A 20,846-nucleotide genomic window follows, 5' to 3' on the forward strand; every position below is an offset into this window, starting at 1 on the left:
GAAGAACTGTGAACGACATGCGTGAGCTGTTGTCCGGCGCGCTTCCGGCGCCGCAGGACGAGCCACAGCAGCGGGACGTCATCGACGCCGCGATGGACTGGGGCATGCGCCGGCGGCGGCGGGACTGGGTGCTGTCCGCGGCGGCGGCGCTGGCGGTGATCGCGGTGGGGACCGGGGTCGCGGCGATGAGCGGCGGGTCCGGGAACGAGGTGAGTTCGGCGAGCGGGAGGCAGCCCTCGGCGTCGTCGAGCGGCCCGAACTTCCCAGCGGGCAGCGGGTGGACGTCGTCCTGCAACGCGCCGGGGACCGCCAAGGGCGACCTTGTGCGGATCTGCCAGCTGTACAGCGAGCAGCAGAACTTCATGACCGACTTCGCCAAGGGATCGGCGCCGTACATCCAGGCGGCGCTGCCCGACGGATTCACCGTGCAGACGACGGCCACCTCGGTGCTGATCCTCACCGGGCCCAACGGCGAGACGAACTACCTGCTCGCCTCCACCGAATCCGCCTCGACTCGCGACGGCCGCCCGTTGAGCTGCGGCCCGCCGTCTCAGGTCGGATGCTTGCAGACCAGCATCGCCGGCGGAACGGTCGTCGTGGACAGCTATCCGTCGGGCGATCCGAGCGCCGGATATGTCGGGGCTGGGCTGAAGGATCCGCGGGTCGACATCTTGCTGCACACTTCGGCCGGCGGCGGGATGGACGGGGTCGCACCGCCGACGTCGGCGGTGCCGCTGCTGAGCAATCTGCAGCTGGAGAAGATCCTGATCGATCCGGGGCTCCTGGCCTACGCCAAGGCGCAGCTCCAGCACCAGAACGACATCATGCACCAGCTGGGGTCCCTGCTGCCGCCGAGCGAAAGCGGGTCCTCGTACTCCTCGGCGCCGAAGGCGTCCCCGTCCGGGAGCCAGTCGAGCGGCGCGACCGGCTCGTGGAGTCCGCCGTCCACACCGAAGACGCCGGGGAGCCGATCCTCCTCCCAGAGTCAGCCGTCCGACACCCAGTCGTCCGGGTTCAGCCAGCCGCCGGGCAGCTCGGTGTCGTCACCGGGATCCTCGTCCGTGTCCTCGCCTGTGTCCTCGCCGGGGATTCCGGTGAGTTCGGGCTCCTGACCGGTGAGGCCGGTGCGGCCCTGGGAAGCGTCCGACGCTTCCCAGGGCCGCACCGCCTCAGGGGAAGACGACGGTGCGCTTGCCGTTCAGCAGCACCCGGTGCTCGGCGTGCCACTTCACGGCGCGCGCCAGCACCTGGCACTCCACGTCGCGGCCGACCGCGACCAGCTGCTCGGGGGTGACGCCGTGGCCGACGCGCGCCACCTCCTGCTCGATGATCGGGCCCTCGTCGAGGTCGGCGGTGACGTAGTGGGCGGTGGCGCCGATCAGCTTCACGCCGCGGGCGTGCGCCTGGTGGTAGGGCTTGGCGCCCTTGAAGCTCGGCAGGAAGGAGTGGTGGATGTTGATCATCCGGCCCTCCAGCGCCTTGCAGACCTCGTCGGTGAGCACCTGCATGTAGCGGGCCAGCACGACCAGCTCCACGCCCCGGCTCTCGACCACCTCCAGCAGCGCCGCCTCGGCCTTCGCCTTGCCCTCGGCGTCGCCGGCGGCGACCGGCAGGTGCACGAAGTCCACGCCGTAGGAGCGGGTCAGCTCCTCGAAGTCGCTGTGGTTGGACACCACGGCGGCGATCCGCACCGGCAGCGCCCCGGTGCTCGCCCGGAACAGCAGGTCGTTCAGGCAGTGCCCGAACTTGCTGACCATCAGCACCACCGGCATCAGCTCGTTGGCGTCGTGGATCCGCCAGGCCATCCGGAACGTCGCGCCGACCGCCTCGAAACTGCTGTTGAGCTGCTCCAGCGTCACCGCGTCGTGGACCCGCTCGAAGCTGACCCGCATGAAGAACAGACCGGAGTCGGGATCCCCGTACTGCTGACTGTCCAGAATCGTGCAGCCCGTCATGAGGAGGTAGTTCGCGACGCCGTGCACGACACCGGGGGTGTCCGGACACGACAGGGTGAGGACCCACTGCTGCTTCTTCGGCTCGGCCATGCCCGCCATTGTCGCCGATCGCGGGCGTTCGTCCCAGTAACCGTCCGGCTGACGACCACTACCCGTCGATGACGTGCGGTACGAATCGTGCGTACGTGTCCGTCACGAGGCCGTCCGACTCCCGGATCCCCAGGCCCGCCGGCTCGCCGCCGACCAGCCACGAGCCGAGCACCGCGCGCCCGCCGCCGTCGCTGCCGGGGAAGGACGGAAGCGCGGAGAACTCCTGGTAGACGTACCCTTCGCGGCCGTAGTGACCCGGCTGCTCGAAGTGCTCGCCGCCGGTGACGATGCGGATCGAGGCGCCCTCGCGGCCCAGCAGCGGCTTGGCGACGTAGTCCTTCAGGTCGCGCGGACCGTCGAGGTAGGCGGGTAGCAGGTTGGGGTGGTCCGGGTACAGCTCCCACAAAATCGCCAGGAGCGCCTTGTTCGACAGCAGCATCTTCCAGATCGGCTCGAGCCACTGCGTACGGTCGAAGGCGGCGAGCGCCTGCGGGCCGAAGTCCTCGGCGACCAGCCACTCCCACGGGTAGAGCTTGAACACCGTGCGCATGCGGGTCTGGTCGAGATCGACGAACCAGCCGGACGCCGCGTGCCAGCCGATCTTCTCCACCGGGAGCACGACCGCGACCAGCCCGGCCTGCTCCGCGGTCTCGGCGACGTAGGAGGAGGTCATGAAGTCCTCGCCGCTCTCGTCACACTCGGCGTAGACGAAGTGCACCGGACCGCCCGCGAGCCGGAGGCGCATCTTCTGCCAGGCGTCGACCAGGCGCTCGTGCAGCGAGTTCCACTGGTCCAGCTCCGGATGTGCGTCCTGAAGCCAGTACCACTGGCAGATCGCGGACTCCAGCAGCATCGTCGGGGTGTCCGCGTTGTACTCCAGCAGCTTCGCGGCGCGGCCGTCGTCGCCGTCGTAGCGGAGGTCGAACCGGGAGTACAGCGACGGCGGCTGCGCCGACCACGACTCGCGGATCGCGCGGACCACCGCCGGATCGGTGATGCCGAGGTCGGCGAAGCGGTCGCGGGACACGATGTGCTCGGCGGCGGCCAGGCACATCGCGTGCAGCTCCGCGGTGGTGTCCTCGAGCGCGTCGACTTCGGCCATGGTGAAGGAGTAGTGCGCGGACTCGTACCAGTACGGGACGACGCTGCCGTCCTCCAGGTCCGTCACCGGGAAGACCAGGCCCTGCGACTCGACGGCCTGCCGCCAGCCCTCGCGGGGAGGGCTCTGCAGTCTGCGCATCAGCCGCCGTGCCCGCCTTCGCCGCCGCCGTGCCCGCCCTCGCCGCCCTCGCCGCCGCTGCTGCCGTGGCCGCCGAAGCCGCCGCGGGTCACGCCGTGTTCGCCGACCTCGCCGCCGGAGACGCGCTGGCCCATCTTGAAGCCGCTGCCGCCGCGGTACCAGTGCGCGTAGGTGTAGGAGGACGTGGTGTCCGAGCAGTACTGGTCCGGGATCACCGTGCTGTCGCGGGTGTCCACGCAGCGGTCGTGGTCGTCGTGGCTGCATCCGGCGACGCCCCAGCCGATGACCGCGGCCGACATCATGCCGCCGACGATCAGTTTCGCGCGCTGCCGTTTGACCTGTTCACGCATGTCTTCCCCCCGAGCCTGTCCGCCCCCGCCACTCGATCACCGCAGCTTACTCCCTTGTTGCGGACAGGAACTGCGGCGGTAACACCGGCGAAGCGGCTGGGAAACGTCGGCAGGGCATCGTGGAGGCATCGCGTCGCCGACCGAAGGGATCGCACGATGACCAGGAAGATCGTCGTCGTCGGCTGGGGACTGGCGGCCCACCGCCTCGTCACCGGCCTGCTGGCCGCCGACACCGACGTGGACGTGATCGTCTACGCCGGCGAGGGCGGCACCGCGCACGACCGTTCCGCGCTGCCCGGCACGCTGACCGGAGCCGGCGCCGGCCTGCCGACACCGTCCGATCCGCGCTTGACCCTGCACGCCGGCGTGCGCGCGGTCGCGGTGGACCGGATGCACCGGTTCGTCCACGGCTCCGATCACTGGGTCCAGCCGTACGACACGCTGGTCCTGGCCACCGGCGCCAACGCGATGCTGCCGCCGATCAAGGGCCTGCGTACCGACGACGGCCAGGACCTGCTTCCCGGCGTCCACTCATCGCATTCGGCGGCGGATTTCCAGCGGCTGGCCGAGGCGGCGAGCGCCGCCACCCACGCGGTCGTCATCGGCGGCAGCACCATCGGTCTCGATGTGGCAGCCGCGCTGCGCACGATGCGCGCCGCGGACCCGCTGCACGTCGAACTCGTCGACCAGATGCCGGCCGCGCCGGAGATCACGTCGGCCGACGCGTACCTCACACTGCGGCGCACCGGGGTCATCGCGTATCAGGACTGCCGTGTTCGAGCCCTGACAGCCGGCCGGGGCGGCGGGCTGGAAGGCGTCGTCCTCGCCGACGGCCACCGGCTGGCGTGCGATCTGGCGGTCATCGCGTGCGGCACGGCGCCGAACACGGCGCTGGCGTGGACGTCGGGGCTGGCGGTGGCGCGCGGGATCGTCGTCGACGACACGCTGCGCAGCGTTTCCGATCCGCACATCCACGCGCTCGGGGCGTGTGCCGAGCACCGGCGGAGCTTGTCGGGACGGCGGGAGACGGTGCTGGCGCAGGCGGATGTGCTCGCGGCGCGCTTGTCCGGGGTCGATCCGTATCGGACGTACTTCTCCGGGCTGCGGTCTGGGGCTCAGTTGGCGCTCAGTTCCTGAAGCGCGCGACCAGATCCCGCTTGATCACCTTTCCGGTCGGGTTCCGCGGCAACACGTCGACCACCTCGAGCTGCTCAGGCAGCTTGTGGGTGGTCAGCCCTGCCTCCTTGAGGAAGGCGACCATATCCGCGAACTCCAACGGCTCCGTGCCTTCCGCCTCGACGACCACCGCACAGACCCGCTCTCCGCGCTCGGCGTCCGGCAGCCCGATGACCGCGGCGTCGGCGACCCGGGGGTGGGTGAACAGGAGGTCCTCGATCTCCTTGGCGGAGATGTTCTCGCCCTTGCGGATGATGATGTCCTTGAGGCGTCCGGTGATCCGGACGAAGCCGCCGGCGTCGATCGTTCCGAGGTCGCCGGTACGGAAGTAGCCGTCCGCGTCGAACGCGTCGGCGTCCAGTGCGGCGTCGACGTAGCCGAGCATCAGTTGTGGCGCCTTGGCTCGCAGTTCGCCTTCGTCGCCGGGTCCGGCGGGTTTGCCTTCGAGCGTCACCACGCGCAGCTCGACGCCGGGCATCGGGCGTCCTTCGGAGTCGTCGAGCGCCGTCTGCGGGTCGTGCACCGTCGACATCGTCAGGATCGGCGCCTCGGTCAGTCCCCAGCCGGCGATCACGCCGAGGCCGCCGACCTCGTCGCGGATCTGCGCGTGCAGTGTCGCCGGACGCGGCGCGCCGCCGCCGTTGCAGAGCCGGAAGGTGGGGAAGGCGCGCTGGCCGGGGTGGGTCTTGGCGAACTCTCGCTGTGCTTTGAGATAGGCCAGGTGGAACGGCGTCCCCGAGCCGCCGAGCGTCACCTTCTCCCGGCCGAACAGGTCGACGGCCGCCGCCGGGTCGAACCGGTCCAGCAGCACGTTCGACAGGCCGGCCATCAACGAGGACGCCAGCCAGATCGGCCCGGCGACGTGGGTCAGGGGGAAGGCCATGCCGTTGATGTCCGCGCCGGTCAGCGCCAGGCAGGTGTGCATGCCGCGGGCCGCGGCGAGGATCGCCGTGTCGGTGTGCCGGGCGCCCTTCGGGTCGGCGGTGGTACCGGAGCTGTAGAAGTACCAGCGCAGTTCGCGTTCGGCAGGAGCCTGATAGGGCGGGAGTACTGCTGGGTCGCCTTCGGGGAGCGTGCGGTCGGCGGCGATGTGCCGGGTCCCGGTTCCGGCGGTCAGTCGCGCGATCATGGCTGAGAAGTCGAATCCGCCGAACTCCGAAGGCGTGATCACCACCTCCGGCGCGATCTGCCGGACGATGAAGCCCACCTCGCGGTCGCGGTAGATGGGGATGATCGGGTTCTGGACGGCGCCGAGGCGGCACAGCGCGGCCATCAGGACGTAGCCGGCGTTCCAGGTCGGGAGCTGCCAGGAGACCACGGTCCCGGTGCGGACGCCGAGGCCGTGCAGGCCGGCGGCGGTGCGCAGCGCGGCGTCCCGGAACTCGCCGGCGGTCATCCGCGACCCGCCTGAGTCCACCAGCAGCTCGCGCTCGGGGTCGGCGTCGGCACGCCGCTCAACCAGCTCCCACAGGCTCCCCGCGTCCAGCATCCCGCGTCCTTCCGATCGGATCTGACGGTGAGTCAGTTCTACGTGTTCTACTCCACCCCGCGACGAGGGGGAAGAGCCGTGCCCCTTGCGACCGCAAAGCCGATCAGTACGATATCTGACGGTGCGTCAGATGGCGCCGCCGATCGACGACGAGTAGGAGCCCACCGTGGAGTTCGGCCTCTTCAACAGCCTCTACGTACCGCAGAACCACCCCGAAATCACGGAGGCCACGCGGCTTCGCGACGAAGTCGAGCTGGTCAAGGCCGCCGACCGCGCCGGTTTCAAGTACACCTGGGCCACCGAGCACCACTTCCTCGACGAGTACTCGCACCTGTCGGCGAACGAGGCGTTCCTCGGCTACCTCGCCGCCGCGACCGAGCGCATCCACGTCGGCTCCGGCATCTTCAACATCACCCCGCCGGTCAGCCACCCGGCCCGGGTCGCGGAGAAGGTGGCGGTCCTGGACCACCTGTCCGGCGGCCGGTTCGAGTTCGGCGTCGGGCGCGGCTCCTCGACCACCGAGACCAAGGGCTTCGGCATCACGGACTCCGACCTGACCCGCGAGATGGTCGACGAGACCCTGCCGCAGATCGTGCGGATGTGGAAGGAGACGGACTACTCCTTCCAGGGCCGCTTCTTCTCGATGCCGCAGCGCAACGTCCTGCCCAAGCCGCTCACCGACCCGCACCCCCCGCTGTGGGTCGCCGCCGGCTCGCCCGGCACGTTCAAGAAGGCCGGCCAGATGGGCATCGGCGTGCTCTGCTTCGCCCAGGCCTCGATGGACGACCTGGCCAAGCTGATCGCGATCTACAAGGAGGAGATCGAGCGCTGCGAGAACCCGGTCGGCGGCTACATCAACAACAACGTCATGGTCACCTCGCAGCTGGTGTGCCTCGAGGACGGCGACCGCGCGCGCGAGGTGGCGGCCACCATGGGCTCGGGCTACCACCAGACCCTGCTGTGGAAGTACCTGGACACCTTCCCCCGCCCCCAGTGGGTCACCGACCTCGGCGGCCGCATCCCGGAGATGGACCGCGCGACCATCGACGCGGTCATCGAGGCCAAGCAGATGTGCATCGGCACCCCGGAGGAAGTGGCCGCCGCGGTCGAGGCAGTGCAGGCGATAGGCGCCGACCAGCTGGTCTTCGGGATGCTGTCCACGGCGATGCCCATCGACGTGGCGATCGAGTCGGTGCAGACCTTCGGCCGCGAGGTCCTGCCGCGCTTCGACACCGATCCGGTGCACTCCACGACGCGGCAGCGCGAGGCGCAGCTCGGGCGGTGAGGTGGGGCGGGCCTAGATGACACGAGGGCTGGCCGGCGAGCGCCACACCATCGAGCAGGCGCCCGCCAGCGGTTCGGGAGCTGGTCGGCGAGCGCCACGCAGGCGGGTGCGCGCTCGCCAAACGTCGGCTGCTGCGAGAAGGCGCCCGCGCGAGAGCTGGACCGCGCGCACGCCACCGGCGCTCCGTCCGCCGCCGGCGCTCCGCCGTCACCGGCTCCAGGCGGCGGCGAGGTCGGTGCTGGTCGTCACCACTGCCAGCACCGCGAGGGTGTGCTCGATCACCGCTTCGGCGTAGGCCGCCGGGACGCCGGCCACCGCGTCGCGGGGGAGGACCACGTCGAAGCCGGCGTTGACGGCGTCCATCACCAGGTTCGTGATGGCGACGTTCACGGAGAGGCCGACCGGGATCACCGTGCGGGCGCCGACGTTGCGGAGGACCGCGGCGAGGCCGGAGTCGTACATCGGGCCGAGGCCGTGGTAGCGGGGAAGTTCGATGTCGGTGTCGAGCAGGCCTATCTCGTCGATCACCGCCGCTGCCTCGGAGCCGGGGAGGAGGTCCTCGACGTCGGGGCGGCGGGCGGACTTCAGAGCTGCGGCGAACAGGCGGGCGTTGGTGTTGGCGCCGCGGGCGTCGGGGCGGCGGTAGACGGTGGCGTGGATGACCGGGACGCCGGCCGCGCGGGCGGCGTCCACCACCCGGACCATGGCGGGGATGTGCGACCTGGCCACGGCGGCGAGGTCGGGGAACAGGGCCGCCGGGCCCAGGACGCCGTTCTGCACCTCGGAGGTGACCACGGCGCAGCGGGACGGCTCCAGCATCGCTCTCAGATCGACCGGCATGCCGGGCACGGTAGCTGACGCGGCGTCAGTTGGGGAGCGGGTCTTGTCCCCGGCGATCTCCCGCAATACGCTCACCTGACGGACCGTCAGATGACGACAGGAGCCCGCTGTGCAGCTGCGTGACACCCGGGACCAGCAGCGGTTCCGCGAAGAGCTGCGCACCTGGCTGCGCGCGACCCTGCCGACCTTGGACCCGCAGCCGTCGCAGGATGACTGGCCGGCCCGCCGCGCCTACGACTCGCACTGGCAGGCACTGCTGCACCAAGCCGGATACGCCGGGCTGAACTGGCCGTCCGCGTACGGCGGCCGCGGCGCGACCCCCACCGAGCACCTGATCTTCCTGGAGGAGTCCGAACTCGCCGGCGCCCCGTACGTCGGTGTGAACTTCGTCGGCCTGCTGCACGCCGGACCCACCCTCATCGCCGAGGCGACCCCGGAGCAGCGCGAGCGCCACATCCCGGCGATCCTGCGCGGCGACGAGATCTGGTGCCAGGGCTTCTCCGAGCCGGACGCCGGCTCGGACCTCGCGGCGCTGCGGACCCGCGCGGCGCGCGACGGCGACCACTACGTCGTCAACGGCCGCAAGATCTGGACCTCGCACGCCGAAGTCGCCGACTACTGCGAGCTCCTGGTGCGCACCGGACCGCCGGACGGTCCCAAACACCAGGGCATCACCTGGCTGATCATGCCGATGGACACCCCCGGCGTCGGACTGCGCCCGCTGATGACCGCCGGCGGCTCGACCGAGTTCTCCGAGATGATCCTGGAAGACGTCCGCATCCCGGTGGCCAACCGGGTCGGCGAGGAGGGCGATGGCTGGCGCATCGCCATGGTGACGTTCGCCTTCGAGCGCGGCACCGGCTTCGTCTCCGAGGTGGTGTGGGCGCGCCGGCGGCTCGTGGAGATCGCCGCGCTGGCCCGGGAGAACGCGACCTGGGAGGACTCCGACATCCGCCGGCGCATCGCCCGGCTCGCCGCCGAGTTCGACGCGTTGTGGGCACTGGTGAAGCGCAACGTTTCAGAGGCCGAACACTCCGCCGACGGCGTCCCCGGACCCGGTTCCTCAGTTTTCAAGTTGAGGTTCTCCGAAGCCCGGCAGCATCTCGACGACGTGCACGCCGAAGTCCGCGGCCGCGACGCGCTCGCCTTCGACGACGACCTGTGCACCTACGACGGCGAACCGAGCTACGAACGTCTCAGGTCCTTGGCATACACGATCGCCGCGGGTACCTCGCAGGTCCAGCGCAACATCATCGGCGAGCGCATCCTCGGCCTGCCCAAGGAGCCCTCGGCGGCCGGAGCCACGAAGGGGGGCGGGCGGTAATGGACTTCCGGCCGACACAGGACCAACAGGCGCTGGCCGGCGCGGTGCGCGACGTGCTGGGCAAGCACCCCGCGCCGGGGACGCCGGGCGAAGACGGTCCCGAGCCCGGCGCGGGCGGCGCGGGCGGCATCGGCGGCGTGGACGTGGCGCTGTGGCGCGACCTCGCCGAGCTGGGCATCTTCGGCGTGCGCGTCCCGGAGGCGGACGGCGGACTCGGTCTCGGGCACCCCGAATCAGTGCACGTCTTCGAAGAGCTGGGCCGATCCCTGGCGACCGGTCCCTTCACCGCGACCGCGCTCGCCGCGCCGCTGCTCCCCGAATACGCCGGCGGTCGGCACCGCGTCGGATTCGGCGACCTGACCTGCGGCGCACCGCAGCTCCTGGAGCACCTGGACGCACTCGACGCGCTGCTGGTCGTCGAGATCGTCGAAGGCGATGCTCCCGGCGTCGCGGGGCACAGCCAGGTGCTGCGCGTCGAGCCGATCGAGCTGCGCGCCGATCCTGTTCCCCACCCTGTGGATCCCTGCGTCCCGCTCCATCGGCTGCGCCAGAAGCCGCTGCGCGGCGAGATCGTCGGCGACGCCGGCACCGCCGACGCGCTGCTGCGCGAAGGCGCCCTGCTCACCGCCGCCTACCAGGTGGGCATCGCCGCCGTCCTGACCGAGCGCGCGGTCGCCTACGCCAAGCAGCGCACGCAGTTCGGCCGGGCCATCGGCTCGTTCCAGGCGGTCAAGCACCTGTGCGCGGACATGTTCGCGCGCGCCGAGCTGGCCCGCGCCGCCGTGCACTCGGCGGCGGTGCTGCTCGCCGACGAAGCCGATGACGTCACCGCCGCCGACGGCGCCGACGGTGCCGACCTGCCCGCGGCGGCGTGCGCGGTGGCGGCGGCGAAACTGCTCGCCGACGAGGCGGCGGTGGCGAATGCGAGGACTGCGATCCAGGTGCACGGCGGCATGGGCTGCACGTGGGAAATGGGACTGCACTTCTACCTCAAGCGCGCCTGGGCCCTGTCCCTGGCTTATGGCGGCGCCGCCGATCACGCGGACCTGATTTCCGAATCCCTGTAAGGGAAATCTCGCGCGTGCCAAGAGGTTTACCGCGCCGCGCGGACCGCACCTGCGAGCATGTCCGGTTGCGGCCACATCCACATCTTGATTGAGGGCGAATATTGACACCCCGTACCAGGCGCGCCTATACCTGATTGCCTGGCGTCATCACGGCGAACTCCCAGCTCAGCACCTCGCCGCAGCCCTACGGGGCAGTACCTGACAGCAGGTGGGAACCTGCTTCGCGTCGCGACAGGGCTCTGAGACACCGGTCGCGAATCCCGACGATTCCACAGGACTACATCGGTCGCGACTGGTTACAACTGAATCAGAGTTCTCATTGTTGTCGGCGGGTACTCGACACGGTCCCGCCGGCGGGCATCAGTCCGCACGATGCCACAGAAGCACCACCGCGCTAGGCGAACAACCGGGAAAGAGCTCAGCCGATGTGTACCGCACCCGCCCCACCGCCCGCCGGCGGCGGCGTCAGCCCGAGCGCGCCGTCCGTCCCGCCGACCGCGACCGCACAAGGCCGCTGTCGGATCCGGCGTACGCCGGGACGCGCGCTGACCCGGCCGACAGGTGCGCCATGGCGATGATCTGCCTGGTGTCGGCCAAGAACTCGCCCGGAGTGACCACCACGGCGGTGGCCCTGGCCGAGTCCTGGCCGCGGCCGGTGCTGCTGGCCGAGTGCGACCCCCGGTACGGCGACATCGTCGCCGGCTACCAGCAGGGCGGCGGCGACGTCGCCAAGGGTCTGCTCGGGCTGGCCGCGATCCACCAGCACACCGACATCCGGCAGGAGGTCTTCCGCCACGTCCAGCCGCTGAGCCCGACCTCGCCGGCGCGGTTCCTGGCCGGCGTCCAGGTACCGGCGCAAGCCGCGGCGGTGTCAGTGCTCTGGGAGCCGCTGTCGCGCGTGCTGCCCACGCTGATCGTGAAGCGGCGGACGGTGGACGTGATCGTCGACTGCGGTCCGCTGCACGCCCCGCACGCGCCGCTCCCCCTCATCCAGCACGCCGACCTGGTGCTGCTGGTCACCGGCGACCACCTGGAGCAGATCCGCGCGGCGCACGACGCGGTCGGGACTATCGCCGCGCAGCTGGCCGCCGCCCGGCCCTACGCCGACCCGCGCTGGTGCCTGGCCGGCGTCGTCATCCCGCCGGGCGCCCGCCGCCACAACGCCCGCGCGGACATCGAGCAGGCGCTGGACATCGACGTGATCGCCGAGGTCCGCCACGACCTCAGAGTCGGCGCCGAACTGCTCGGCCGCCGGAACCTCCCGAGCGGCTATTCACGCTCGGGATACATGAGAGACATCCGGGAGTTGCAAACTGCTATCGACCGCCAACTGAACCGCCCGGCTCCGCCGGCGCGCACCGTCGCCACGAGCCGCCGGCTGACGGTGGTACCCGGGGAGGCCGCCCATGCCGGCTGACAAGAACGATCCACGGCATTCGCAAGGCGGGAGCGGCGGTGGAGCGGGACGGGCACGAGGCAGCGGACGGAGCGAGCACGTATCAGGGCTGCGCGACGCGATCGCGTTCCTGAACCGCGAGAGCATTGCCCTCCCCGATCCCGGCACGCCGCCGTGGGAGGGCCGCCAGCCCGCCGACCCGCCGCCGTCCGCCGCCGGCGGACCGAAGCCGCCGCTGGCGCCGGTCCGCGAACTCGGACCGGCGCAGGGCCGACCGCCGGCGCACGCTCTGCCGCCCGCCCCGCCGCCGGTCGTCGGCAACGCCATGCAGTTCCGGAGCTCGCCGGGCGCCAGCCGCCGCCAGCTTCCCCCGCCGCCGTCGCAGAGCTCTGCGCCGCTTCCGCCTCCCGCGCCGCCTGCGCCGCCCCAATTGCCTCCGCCTCCGCCGCCCCAGATGGACGACCAGACGAACCGCTCACGCCACGAACTCGCGCTCCGCTTCGGCGGCGGCTCGGAGTACCCGACCGGTCCCAAGCCCGCTCAAGGGATCCACGCTTTCTCCGCCGTCGACTGGACCGGCATCGACGCCATCCGCAAACAGGTGCGCGAGCGGATCACCGAGCAGTTCCCGCCCTCCGACGCCGGCAGTGAGGAGCAGCGCCGGGCGTTCGGCATGGCGGTCATCGAGGAAGCGGTGAACTCCTGGTCGTCGCGGGCCACGGCGCGCGGGCAGTCGGTCGACGACGCGCGGCAGGACGCGATGCGCCGGGCCGCGGGCGCCACCGTCTTCGGCATGGGCGGTCTGGCGCCGATGCTGGACCATCCCGACGTCGAGACCATCGAGTACCGGGGCTGCGACGACGGGCACGTGGTCTTCACCGACGGCCGCGTGGAGAAGGCGCCGAGGATCGCCTCCTCGGACGAGTCGCTGCTCACCGACGTGCGGACGTGGGCTGCGCGGCGTCATCGGGTCCTGACACCGGCCGAGCCGCTGCTCGACCTGACCGTGGACGGCGGCGCGCGGCTGACCGCGACGATCGGCGTGTCGAAGCGCCCGACGCTGGTCGTGCGCCGGCACCGGGTCGTGAAGGTGACGCTGGACGATCTGGTGGTGCGCGGCATGGTGTCGCCGGCGATCGCGGCGTTCCTGCGCAGCGCGGTGCTGGCCGGACAGACGATCGTGGTCACCGGTCCGCTCGACGCCGGCAAGACGACGCTGCTGCGCGCGCTGGCCGCCGAGATCCCGGTGATGGAGCGCTACGCGACGGTCGAGGCAGAGTTCGAACTCAACCTGGACGAGGTCGGGCGGCATCCGCGGATGGTCGCCTACCAGTCGTGGCCGGGGACCGCCGAGCGCGGTCCGGACGGCCGCCGGGTCGGCGAGGTGACGCTGTCCGACGTCATCGAGGTGGCGCTGCGGATGAACGTGGCGCGGCTGGTCGTCGGCGAGGTGCGCGGACCGGAGGCGGCGACGCTGCTGGAAGCGGTGTCGACCGGCGGCCGGGCAGCGCTGTGCGCGATTCACGCCGGGTCGGCGCGCGAGGCGTTCAACAAGTTCGTGATGCTGTGCATGCGCACGACGATGAGCCGGGACTCCGCGGTGCAGCTCGCCGCCGAGACGTTGCACTATGTCGTGGACATCCGCATGGACACCGAGCCGGCGACGGACATGCGCGAGCCGCGGCCGACTGGACGGTACGTCGACCGGGTCGTGGAGATCAACGGGCTCGGCGATCGGCTGGCGCCGGTCGTCACCGAGGTGTTCGCGCCCGGACCGGACGGCCGCGCGGTGTTCGCGCAGCGTCCCGAGCGGCTCGCGACGTTGCAGCGCGCGGGGTTCGACCCCAAGTGGTTCCTGTACGGGAACGACCAGTGGTACGTCGCGCCGGTCCCGGCGGCGCAGAACGTCTCGCGTCCCGCGCCGCACCAGCAGCAGTCGCAGCACTCGCAGTCGCAGCACCAGCAGCGCGAAGGCGGCGGCGGGCGCAGCTTCCAGAACATGACTCCGGTGCCGAAGCCGTCCCTGACCGAGCAGGACGTCTTCGACCGGCAGTACCTCCACGAGCGGCGGCGGTTGGACCAGGAGTGACATGGCGGACGACGGGGGCGTCGCGGGGTCGCGCGCGCTGACGGGGTATGAGCCGGAGACTCCGGAGTATCAGACGTATGTCGTGCGCAAGGGCGATTCGCTGTGGCGGATCGCCGAGGAGCAGTTGGGCGATCCCCGCCGGTTCGCGGAGATCGCCGAGCTGAACGACGGCCGCCGGATGCCGGACGGGACGGTGTTCAGCTACGTCGAGTTCCTGCAGTCGGGGTGGGTGCTGATCATGCCGCCGGACATGGGGCGGCACAACCCGGCGCTAGGCGCCGAGCCGGTGCAGCTGGCACTGGAGGCGAGCGTCAGCAGTGTCGGCTCGGCGGCGTCGGCGGTCGGCGCGCTGGCTCGCCGGGAGTCCACGTTCGCCACCACGCGCCACGACTCCGGGAAGACGGTGTCGGCGACCGGCGGCCTGCTGGCGGCAGGCGTGCTGAGCACCTTGGGCGACCGGCGGCTGCGCAAGGTCATGCGGCGGCGTCCCGGGGAACTGATCTCGATGCGGCAGCCGGGAAGCTGGGAGCTGGAACTGAGCCGGGTCGACAACCCGACCGGCCAGGTCCTCGTCGACGCCGCTCTCAGAACCCTGAGCGCCAAGCTCACGAAGGCGGACCGCGGACTGCCGGACATCACGATGACGGTGCTCAAGCCGCACGGACTCGAGCTGCACCTGGCGCGCCCCCAGCCGCCGGTCGCCCCCTTCTACGCCGACCCCCGGCAGCCGGCGGTGTGGATCTGCCCGCTCGGAGCGCCGGTCGGCTCGCCGCCGAGCCACGCACCGGCGCCCTACCCGGCGCTGGTCTCCCTCGGCTTCGACGAGGACGACGACACGGTCCTGGTCGACCTGGAGGCCACCGGCGGGGTATCGCTGCTGGCGCCGGAGGCCGAGGCGGTGTCGGTGCTGCGCGCGATGGCCGTGGAACTGGCGACCGGGATGGCGGCGGAGCAGGTGGAGGTGACGCTCGTCGGCTTCGGGGCGGAGCTGCCGGACCTGTTCACGCCCGGGACGCTGAACCACACCGAGGACTTGGCGGGCGCCGTCGGGGACCTGGCGCGATGGTCGGCGGACGTCGAGGCCGTCCTCGACCGGCGCGGCGTCACGGTACGCAAGGCGCGAACGCACCCGGACGAGGAACTGGCGCCGATCACGAAGACGCATGTCCTGCTGACGGCGACGGTGCCGGACGCCCGGCTGACCGCCCGGCTGCGGCATCTGCTGTCGGGGCGGCCGCGAACGTCGATCGCGGTGGTGGCGGCGGCGGGGGACCGGGAGCAGGTGCTGTCGGCGTGGACGATCAGCGGGCCGGTGTTCCATGCGCCGCGCGCGGGGGGTGCTGGGGCTGGCGGGACGGCGGGGGCAGCGGGAGTAGGCGGCGCGGCTGGGGCGGCGGGGACTGGCAGCATGGCGGAAGCTTGGAGGGCGGCGGGAGTAGGCGGCGCGGGCGCGGCGGCGGAAGTGGGCAGCGTTGCTCGGGCTGCGGGAGCGGGCCGGGCGGCGGGGGCAGGCGGCGCGGCGGGAGTAGGCGGCGCGTCCGGGGCAGCGGGAACGGCAGGAGCTTCGGGCACGGCAGGCATCGGGCTGCGGGTGCAGGCGTTGCGGGAGGAGCGCTACGAGGCTGTGGTGCGGGAGTTGGCGGCGGCGGATTCGGAGCAGGAGAAGCCGGCGCCGCGGGATGGGGCTTTCAACTTGCCGGCTTCGGGTGCGGCGCAGCGGGAGGTTTCGGGGGCGAAGACGCCGTTGCCGAAGCGGAAGCCTTCGCATCCTCGGCGGCATGTGGCGGGCGCCGACGGGGGTGCGGGTTCGGAGCTGAGCGCGGGCTTTGGCGGCGGTTCCGAGCTGCGTCCGCCGGCACGCGCCGAGCTGATCGCGACGCCGGATCCGGTGCAGCCGAACCGATTTCGCGTGCCTGTCGACGACCTGTTCCGGGTCGAGGCGCTGTTGCCGACCGCGTTGCCGACGACCGCCGCGCACCTGCCGTTGCCGGGAGCGGCGAAGGAAGCACGGCTGGCGCTGAGGCCGGCGAACCTGCCGCAGTTCGATGCGGCGGCAGATGGGGACGAGGAGCCGCCACCGCCTCGTGCGGAGGACCGGGTGGTCGGGATCGAGACGGATCCGGTGGCGCCTGCGCCGTCTTCGCTGGATGCGTTTCCCGCGCCCGCTGGGGAGGACGCGCGCGGGGCAGCGTCGCGCAAGCCGGGGCAGTGGCACGGCGCCTATTGGAGCCAGCGCCGTGCGGCTGCGGCGGGACTGCCGAAGCCGGGCGACTTCGACGCGCCGTCGGCGGCGTACGCGATCGACGTCCTGGGCCCGATCATGCTGGCCGGCATCGGCACGGCAGAGGGCACGGCGGACCTCGCGGAGGTCGCGGCGTACGCGATGCTGCATCCCGGATGCTCGGTACAGCAGATCGCCCACGACTTGTGGCCGGCGCGCACCGGCGCGGTGGGGCTCGTGGACGCGCAGGTCATCCAGCTCCGCGAGCTGCTCGGCACGGACGCCCACGGCGAGCAGCTGCTCCGGGTCACGCCCGAGAGCGTGACCCTGGCGCCGACAGTGTCCTGCGACTGGCTGGAGTTCCTGCATCGCGCGCAGAACGGCGAACTCGTCGGCGCCCTCAGCCTGGTCCGCGGCCGCCCCTTCGAGGACGCACCCCTCCGCCGCTACGGCTGGGCCGAAACCCTCCGCCACGAAATGGCGGCACTCGTCATCGACACCGCGCACTACGTCGCCGAGGGATGCCTGCGCGAACAGAGCCCCCGCAACGCCCGCAAGGCAGCCCTCCGCGGCCTAGCGGCGGCACCCGAATCAGAACTCTTGTACCGCGACCTCCTCGCCGCCCTGGCCGCCCTCGGCGACCTCCCCGCCGCCCGCCGCCACGCCGACACCCTCCTGGACTACGCCGACCGCGAAGGACTCCCGCTCCAGCCGGAAACCGCCGCGATGCTGCGAGACGTGGCACAGGCTGCGGCACGAGGGTGAGGGAGTGAGGGACTGAGGGGGTGAAGGGCGAGCGGCAAGCGGCAAGCGGCGAAGCGCGAGTAGCGAAGGGCGACGGTGAGGGCGAACGGACAGTGGCAAGCAGCGCGCGAAGAGCACGCGGCCAGCAGCTAGCGGCAAGCAGCGCGAAGGGCGAGGGCGAGCGGCTGGCGGCTGGCGGCAAGCAGCGTGCGAAGGGCGAGGGCGAGCGGCTGGCTGCAAGCAGCGTGCGAAGGGCGAGCAGCGAAGGGCGGGCGGCCAGCGGCCAGCAGTGCGCGAAGGGCACGCGGCCAGCGGCCAGCAGCAAGCAGCGCGCGAAGGGCGAGCGGCGGGCGGCAAGCGGCGGAGGCAGCGTCAGGAGACGGTGCCGCCTACTGCTCTCGCACCCTAGTCATCCGCAGGTCCGCCGCGAGTGATTCAGTGCGCCGCGACCCTCGACCCACCACCGAACCGCAAGCCGCCCCTACTTCACCGCCACCGGAATCACCGGCGCCCCCACCGCCCGCGTGAAGGGCTCCGGCGAAGCCGACAGGAAGAACTCGTACACCCCGTCCTCCGCGCAGTCCTCCGCGAGCGCCTCCAGATCCCAGTTCTGTCCTTGCAGCATCCCCATCTCCACCAGGTGCAGCAGGTGGACGGGGAGCTGCGCGTCGTCTCGCTCGGGTGGGTAGACCTCGAAGGCCACGTTGTCGGTCGCCACCGCTGCCACGTCGTGGGTGTGGAACCAGGGCACGGTTTGCAGTGAGGGTCCTGAGGTCGGGAAGCTGTACGCCAGCTTGTCGCCCGCCTTCAGGGCGGTCATGGCGCCGGTGCGGATCAGTACGAGGTCGCCGGGGTGGATCTCCACCTTGCCGAATTCCGCCGCGGCGTCGAGGTCCGCCGGTGTCAGGGCGTGTCCGCGTGTGGCGTCTCCGAGGCGGGAGACCCCCAGTGCTCGCGCCACGTCCAGGAGCACCCCGCGGCCCACGATCGCGCCCGCCTTGTCGATGCCGCAGTGCGTGGCTCCGGCGTCAGTGATCTGCGATGCGTCGAAGCCGTTGTAGAGCCTTCCCTCGTAGGACACGTGTGCCAGGGCGTCCCAGTGCGTGCACGCCTGCAGGCCCATCTCCACGCGGTCGTCCGAGGTGCAGAACGCGTGCTCCTGTCCCATTACTTGGGCGTTCACCATGATCATGGTGCGCTTCGGGTTGTCTCTGCCCTCGATCATGCCGATCTGTGGGCCGTTCTCGTCCAAGGGGATGGCGAGGGGGATGGTGCGGCCGGTGCGGATCAGTGTTGCCGCGTGCTGGAGGCGGGCGGGGGTGATCAGGTTCAGGGTGCCGCGTTCGTCGCGCGGACCCCAGCGGCCCCAGTTGTTGACGCGGCGGGCCAGGTCGGTGAACTGGTCGGGTAGCGGCATGGCGGTGCTCCCAGGGCTCGCTGGTGAAATCTGACACAGCGTCAGTTGGTGCTGTCCACTGGCGCGAACCTTAGCTAACATGCCGTCAGATTCGTAGGCTTCGAGCACGAGGAGCGAGCAACGTGGCCGACTTCCTGGCAGGCAAGGTCATCGTGGTGACCGGCGCGGGGCGGGGCATCGGGCGCGCCGTGGCCCTCGGCTGCGCCGCGGAGGGCGCCTCGGTGGTCGTGAACGACTACGGCGTCTCCGTCGACGGCAGCGAACCCTCCAGCGAGGTCGCCGACGCGGTGGCGCAGGAGATCCGCGACGCCGGCGGGCAGGCGGTGCCCTGCGCGGACTCCGTCACCACCCTGGCCGGCGGGCACCGGATCGTGCAGACCGCCGTCGACGCCTACGCCCGCGTCGACGGCGTGGTGTGCGTGGCGGGCATCCTGCGCGAGCGGATGCTGTTCAACATGGCCGAGGACGAGTGGGATCCGGTCATCGAGACCCATCTGAAGGGCACGTTCACCGTCTTCCGCGCCGCCAGCGCCGTGATGCGCAAGGCCGGCGGCGGCGCGCTGATCGGCTTCACCTCCGGCAACCACGCCGGCAGCGTGTCGCAGGCGAACTACAGCGCAGCCAAGGGCGGCATCGTGAGCCTGGTCCGCAGCGCGGCGCTCGGCCTGGGCAAGTACGGCATCACCGCGAACGCCGTCGCGCCGGTCGCGCGCACCCGGATGAGCGCCAACGTCCCGTTCGACATGGCCGAGATGGGCGAGCCGGAGGACGTCGCGCCGCTGGTCGCCTACCTGCTCTCGGACGCCGCGCGCGATGTCACCGGCCAGATCTACACCGTCGCCGGGCGCCGCATCGCGGTGTGGAACCAGCCGCAGGAGATCCGCTCGATGTACGGCGAGGAACCCTGGACCGCCGAGTCGATCGCGAAACGGCTGCCGGAGGCGATCGGCGTCGAGACGATGCCGATGATCGCCAAGCTCGCCGCCTACACGCAGGCGACCGAGGAGCGGAAGGCAACCAAGACAGAACAGCCCGGACAGCCTGCACAGCCCGGACAGGAAGGCGCGGCATCATGAGGGCAGCGGTCTTCGAGGGCGGCAAGCTGGAGGTCGTCGACGGCATCGAGGTCCGCGCCCCGCGCACCGACGAGATCGTCGTCCGCGTCGGCGCCGCCGGTCTGTGCCACTCCGACCTCAGCGTCGTCAACGGCACCATCCCCTTCCCCGGTCCCGCGGTCCTCGGGCACGAGGGCGCCGGCGTCGTCGAGGAGGTGGGCGGCGCCGTCACCCGGGTCAAGCCCGGCGACCACGTCTGTCTGACCACCATCAACCACTGCGGCGTCTGCCCGGCGTGCAGCGAGGGCCGCCCGACGATGTGCCGCGCGACGTTCGGCAAGATCAGCAAGCCCTTCACCCGGGAAGCCGCCGACGGCACAGCCGAGAAGCTGTTCGCCTTCGCCAACACCTCGGTGTTCACCGAACGCGTGGTGGTCAAGGAGGTCCAGGCCGTCCCGATCCCCGAGGACGTGCCGATGGCCTCCGCCGCGCTGGTCGGCTGCGGCGTCCTCACCGGCGTCGGGGCGGTGCTGAACCGCGCGAAGGTCCGCATCGGCGAGACGGTCGTGGTGATCGGCGTCGGCGGCATCGGGCTGAACGCGATCCAGGGGGCGCGGATCGCGCGCGCCGGCCGGATCGTCGCGATCGACACCAACCCGCGCAAGGAGGAGGCGGCGCGGCGGTTCGGCGCGACCGACTTCCTCGACCCCAGCGGCCAGGACGCGGTCGAGCTGGTCAAGGAACTGCTCCCGCGCGGCGCGGACTACGTCTTCGAGTGCGTCGGGCATCCCGCGCTGATCCGCGCCGCGACCGACATGCTCGCCTGGTCCGGAGCCGCGGTACTGCTCGGCGTCCCGCGAAGCGACGCCGAGGGGACGTTCCTCGTGTCTGGTATGTATATGGACAAAACAATAATGGGCTGCCGATACGGAACCTCGCACCCTCAGTTCGACGTCGAAAGGTACGTGGACCTTTATCGGAAGGGTGAGCTACTCCTGGACGAACTGGTCACAAAGACCTACCCTCTGGAGCACATCCACGAGGCGATCCACGACCTGGAAAGCGGGTCACTGGCAAGAGGAGTCCTCTTGCTCTGAGCCCTACGAGG

Annotated in this window: 16 protein-coding genes; 10 read left to right on the top strand and 6 right to left on the bottom strand. The window is 71.3% G+C overall.

The annotated features are described in order from the left end of the window. The first annotated feature begins 8 nt into the window (after nt 1-8). A complete protein-coding gene (locus CACI_RS43180; protein ID WP_041540809.1) occupies nt 9-1,112 on the top strand; it encodes a hypothetical protein in 1,104 nt (367 codons plus the stop codon). 57 nt (nt 1,113-1,169) lie between these two features. Here the strand turns inward: CACI_RS43180 and purU are convergent, their stop codons facing one another. The 3 genes from purU to CACI_RS49435 are packed head-to-tail and all read right to left on the bottom strand — an operon-like array spanning nt 1,170 to nt 3,635. Continuing rightward, the gene (purU, locus tag CACI_RS43185) at nt 1,170-2,054 is read right to left on the bottom strand and encodes a formyltetrahydrofolate deformylase (protein ID WP_015797275.1); all 885 of its coding nucleotides are present in this window, start codon (nt 2,052-2,054) and stop codon (nt 1,170-1,172) included. Between the two features lie 49 nt (nt 2,055-2,103). Further along, nucleotides 2,104-3,285, bottom strand: coding sequence for a glutathionylspermidine synthase family protein (locus CACI_RS43190; RefSeq protein ID WP_015797276.1), 1,182 nt, complete (start codon nt 3,283-3,285; stop codon nt 2,104-2,106). Continuing rightward, nucleotides 3,285-3,635, bottom strand: coding sequence for a hypothetical protein (locus tag CACI_RS49435; protein WP_015797277.1), 351 nt, complete (start codon nt 3,633-3,635; stop codon nt 3,285-3,287). Before CACI_RS49435 ends, CACI_RS43190 begins: the two co-directional genes overlap by 1 nt. Nucleotides 3,636-3,791: 156 nt before the next feature. Here CACI_RS49435 and CACI_RS43200 point away from each other — a divergent pair, with 156 nt between their 5' ends. Beyond that, nucleotides 3,792-4,772 (top strand): NAD(P)/FAD-dependent oxidoreductase, encoded by a 981-nt coding sequence (locus tag CACI_RS43200; RefSeq protein ID WP_015797278.1) that lies wholly within the window; start codon nt 3,792-3,794, stop codon nt 4,770-4,772. Here the strand turns inward: CACI_RS43200 and CACI_RS43205 are convergent. Then, complete coding sequence (locus CACI_RS43205; RefSeq protein WP_015797279.1) at nt 4,762-6,300, bottom strand: class I adenylate-forming enzyme family protein; 1,539 nt, start codon at nt 6,298-6,300, stop codon at nt 4,762-4,764. The two genes, CACI_RS43200 and CACI_RS43205, sit on opposite strands and share 11 nt — an antisense overlap. Nucleotides 6,301-6,466: 166 nt before the next feature. Here CACI_RS43205 and CACI_RS43210 point away from each other — a divergent pair, with 166 nt between their 5' ends. Further along, nucleotides 6,467-7,585 carry an LLM class flavin-dependent oxidoreductase gene (locus tag CACI_RS43210; protein WP_015797280.1) on the top strand — a complete coding sequence of 373 codons (1,119 nt, stop codon included), beginning with the start codon at nt 6,467-6,469 and terminating at the stop codon, nt 7,583-7,585. A gap of 207 nt (nt 7,586-7,792) precedes the next feature. Here the strand turns inward: CACI_RS43210 and CACI_RS43215 are convergent, their stop codons facing one another. Then, nucleotides 7,793-8,425 (bottom strand): cysteine hydrolase family protein, encoded by a 633-nt coding sequence (locus CACI_RS43215; RefSeq protein ID WP_041540810.1) that lies wholly within the window; start codon nt 8,423-8,425, stop codon nt 7,793-7,795. Nucleotides 8,426-8,534: 109 nt separating this feature from the next. Here CACI_RS43215 and CACI_RS43220 point away from each other — a divergent pair, with 109 nt between their 5' ends. The 5 genes from CACI_RS43220 to CACI_RS53790 all read left to right on the top strand — a co-directional run bounded on the left by CACI_RS43220 (nt 8,535) and on the right by CACI_RS53790 (nt 17,287). Then, entirely contained in the window at nt 8,535-9,749 is a 1,215-nt protein-coding gene (locus tag CACI_RS43220) for an acyl-CoA dehydrogenase family protein (protein ID WP_015797282.1), read from the top strand. Next, entirely contained in the window at nt 9,749-10,816 is a 1,068-nt protein-coding gene (locus CACI_RS43225; protein ID WP_015797283.1) for an acyl-CoA dehydrogenase family protein, read from the top strand. Before CACI_RS43220 ends, CACI_RS43225 begins: the two co-directional genes overlap by 1 nt. Before the next feature lie 427 nt (nt 10,817-11,243). Next, the gene (locus CACI_RS46930) at nt 11,244-12,233 is read left to right on the top strand and encodes a P-loop NTPase family protein (protein ID WP_049871918.1); all 990 of its coding nucleotides are present in this window, start codon (nt 11,244-11,246) and stop codon (nt 12,231-12,233) included. Then, on the top strand, nt 12,223-14,301 hold the full coding sequence (locus CACI_RS46935; RefSeq protein ID WP_015797285.1) for a CpaF family protein: 2,079 nt from the start codon (nt 12,223-12,225) through the stop codon (nt 14,299-14,301). The genes CACI_RS46930 and CACI_RS46935 overlap by 11 nt, the downstream gene beginning before the upstream one ends. A 1-nt stretch (nt 14,302) precedes the next feature. Then, on the top strand, nt 14,303-17,287 hold the full coding sequence (locus CACI_RS53790; RefSeq protein ID WP_015797286.1) for a LysM peptidoglycan-binding domain-containing protein: 2,985 nt from the start codon (nt 14,303-14,305) through the stop codon (nt 17,285-17,287). Between the two features lie 460 nt (nt 17,288-17,747). Here the strand turns inward: CACI_RS53790 and CACI_RS43245 are convergent, their stop codons facing one another. Continuing rightward, nucleotides 17,748-18,683 (bottom strand): cyclase family protein, encoded by a 936-nt coding sequence (locus CACI_RS43245; protein WP_015797287.1) that lies wholly within the window; start codon nt 18,681-18,683, stop codon nt 17,748-17,750. A gap of 122 nt (nt 18,684-18,805) precedes the next feature. On the opposite strand from CACI_RS43245, the gene CACI_RS43250 reads away from it, so the two are divergent. Together CACI_RS43250 and CACI_RS43255 are read left to right on the top strand one after the other, a co-directional pair. Further along, nucleotides 18,806-19,759 carry an SDR family oxidoreductase gene (locus CACI_RS43250; protein ID WP_015797288.1) on the top strand — a complete coding sequence of 318 codons (954 nt, stop codon included), beginning with the start codon at nt 18,806-18,808 and terminating at the stop codon, nt 19,757-19,759. Then, nucleotides 19,756-20,835, top strand: a complete 1,080-nt coding sequence (locus tag CACI_RS43255) for a Zn-dependent alcohol dehydrogenase (RefSeq protein ID WP_015797289.1) — start codon at nt 19,756-19,758, stop codon at nt 20,833-20,835. Before CACI_RS43250 ends, CACI_RS43255 begins: the two co-directional genes overlap by 4 nt. The last annotated feature ends 11 nt before the right edge of the window (nt 20,836-20,846 follow it).

Source organism: Catenulispora acidiphila DSM 44928, from assembly GCF_000024025.1.
Classification (GTDB): Bacteria; Actinomycetota; Actinomycetes; order Streptomycetales; family Catenulisporaceae; genus Catenulispora; species Catenulispora acidiphila.

What these genes read in the sequence shown, in the direction of transcription:
- CACI_RS46935 (WP_015797285.1), top strand. Translation starts at nt 12,223, where the DNA reads ATGCCGGCTGACAAGAACGATCCACGGCATTCGCAAGGCGGGAGCGGC.
- CACI_RS49435 (WP_015797277.1), bottom strand. Translation starts at nt 3,635, where the DNA reads ATGCGTGAACAGGTCAAACGGCAGCGCGCGAAACTGATCGTCGGCGGC.
- CACI_RS43190 (WP_015797276.1), bottom strand. Translation starts at nt 3,285, where the DNA reads ATGCGCAGACTGCAGAGCCCTCCCCGCGAGGGCTGGCGGCAGGCCGTC.
- CACI_RS43215 (WP_041540810.1), bottom strand. Translation starts at nt 8,425, where the DNA reads ATGCCGGTCGATCTGAGAGCGATGCTGGAGCCGTCCCGCTGCGCCGTG.
- purU (WP_015797275.1), bottom strand. Translation starts at nt 2,054, where the DNA reads ATGGCGGGCATGGCCGAGCCGAAGAAGCAGCAGTGGGTCCTCACCCTG.
- CACI_RS43205 (WP_015797279.1), bottom strand. Translation starts at nt 6,300, where the DNA reads ATGCTGGACGCGGGGAGCCTGTGGGAGCTGGTTGAGCGGCGTGCCGAC.
- CACI_RS43245 (WP_015797287.1), bottom strand. Translation starts at nt 18,683, where the DNA reads ATGCCGCTACCCGACCAGTTCACCGACCTGGCCCGCCGCGTCAACAAC.
- CACI_RS43255 (WP_015797289.1), top strand. Translation starts at nt 19,756, where the DNA reads ATGAGGGCAGCGGTCTTCGAGGGCGGCAAGCTGGAGGTCGTCGACGGC.
- CACI_RS53790 (WP_015797286.1), top strand. Translation starts at nt 14,303, where the DNA reads ATGGCGGACGACGGGGGCGTCGCGGGGTCGCGCGCGCTGACGGGGTAT.
- CACI_RS43200 (WP_015797278.1), top strand. Translation starts at nt 3,792, where the DNA reads ATGACCAGGAAGATCGTCGTCGTCGGCTGGGGACTGGCGGCCCACCGC.
- CACI_RS43225 (WP_015797283.1), top strand. Translation starts at nt 9,749, where the DNA reads ATGGACTTCCGGCCGACACAGGACCAACAGGCGCTGGCCGGCGCGGTG.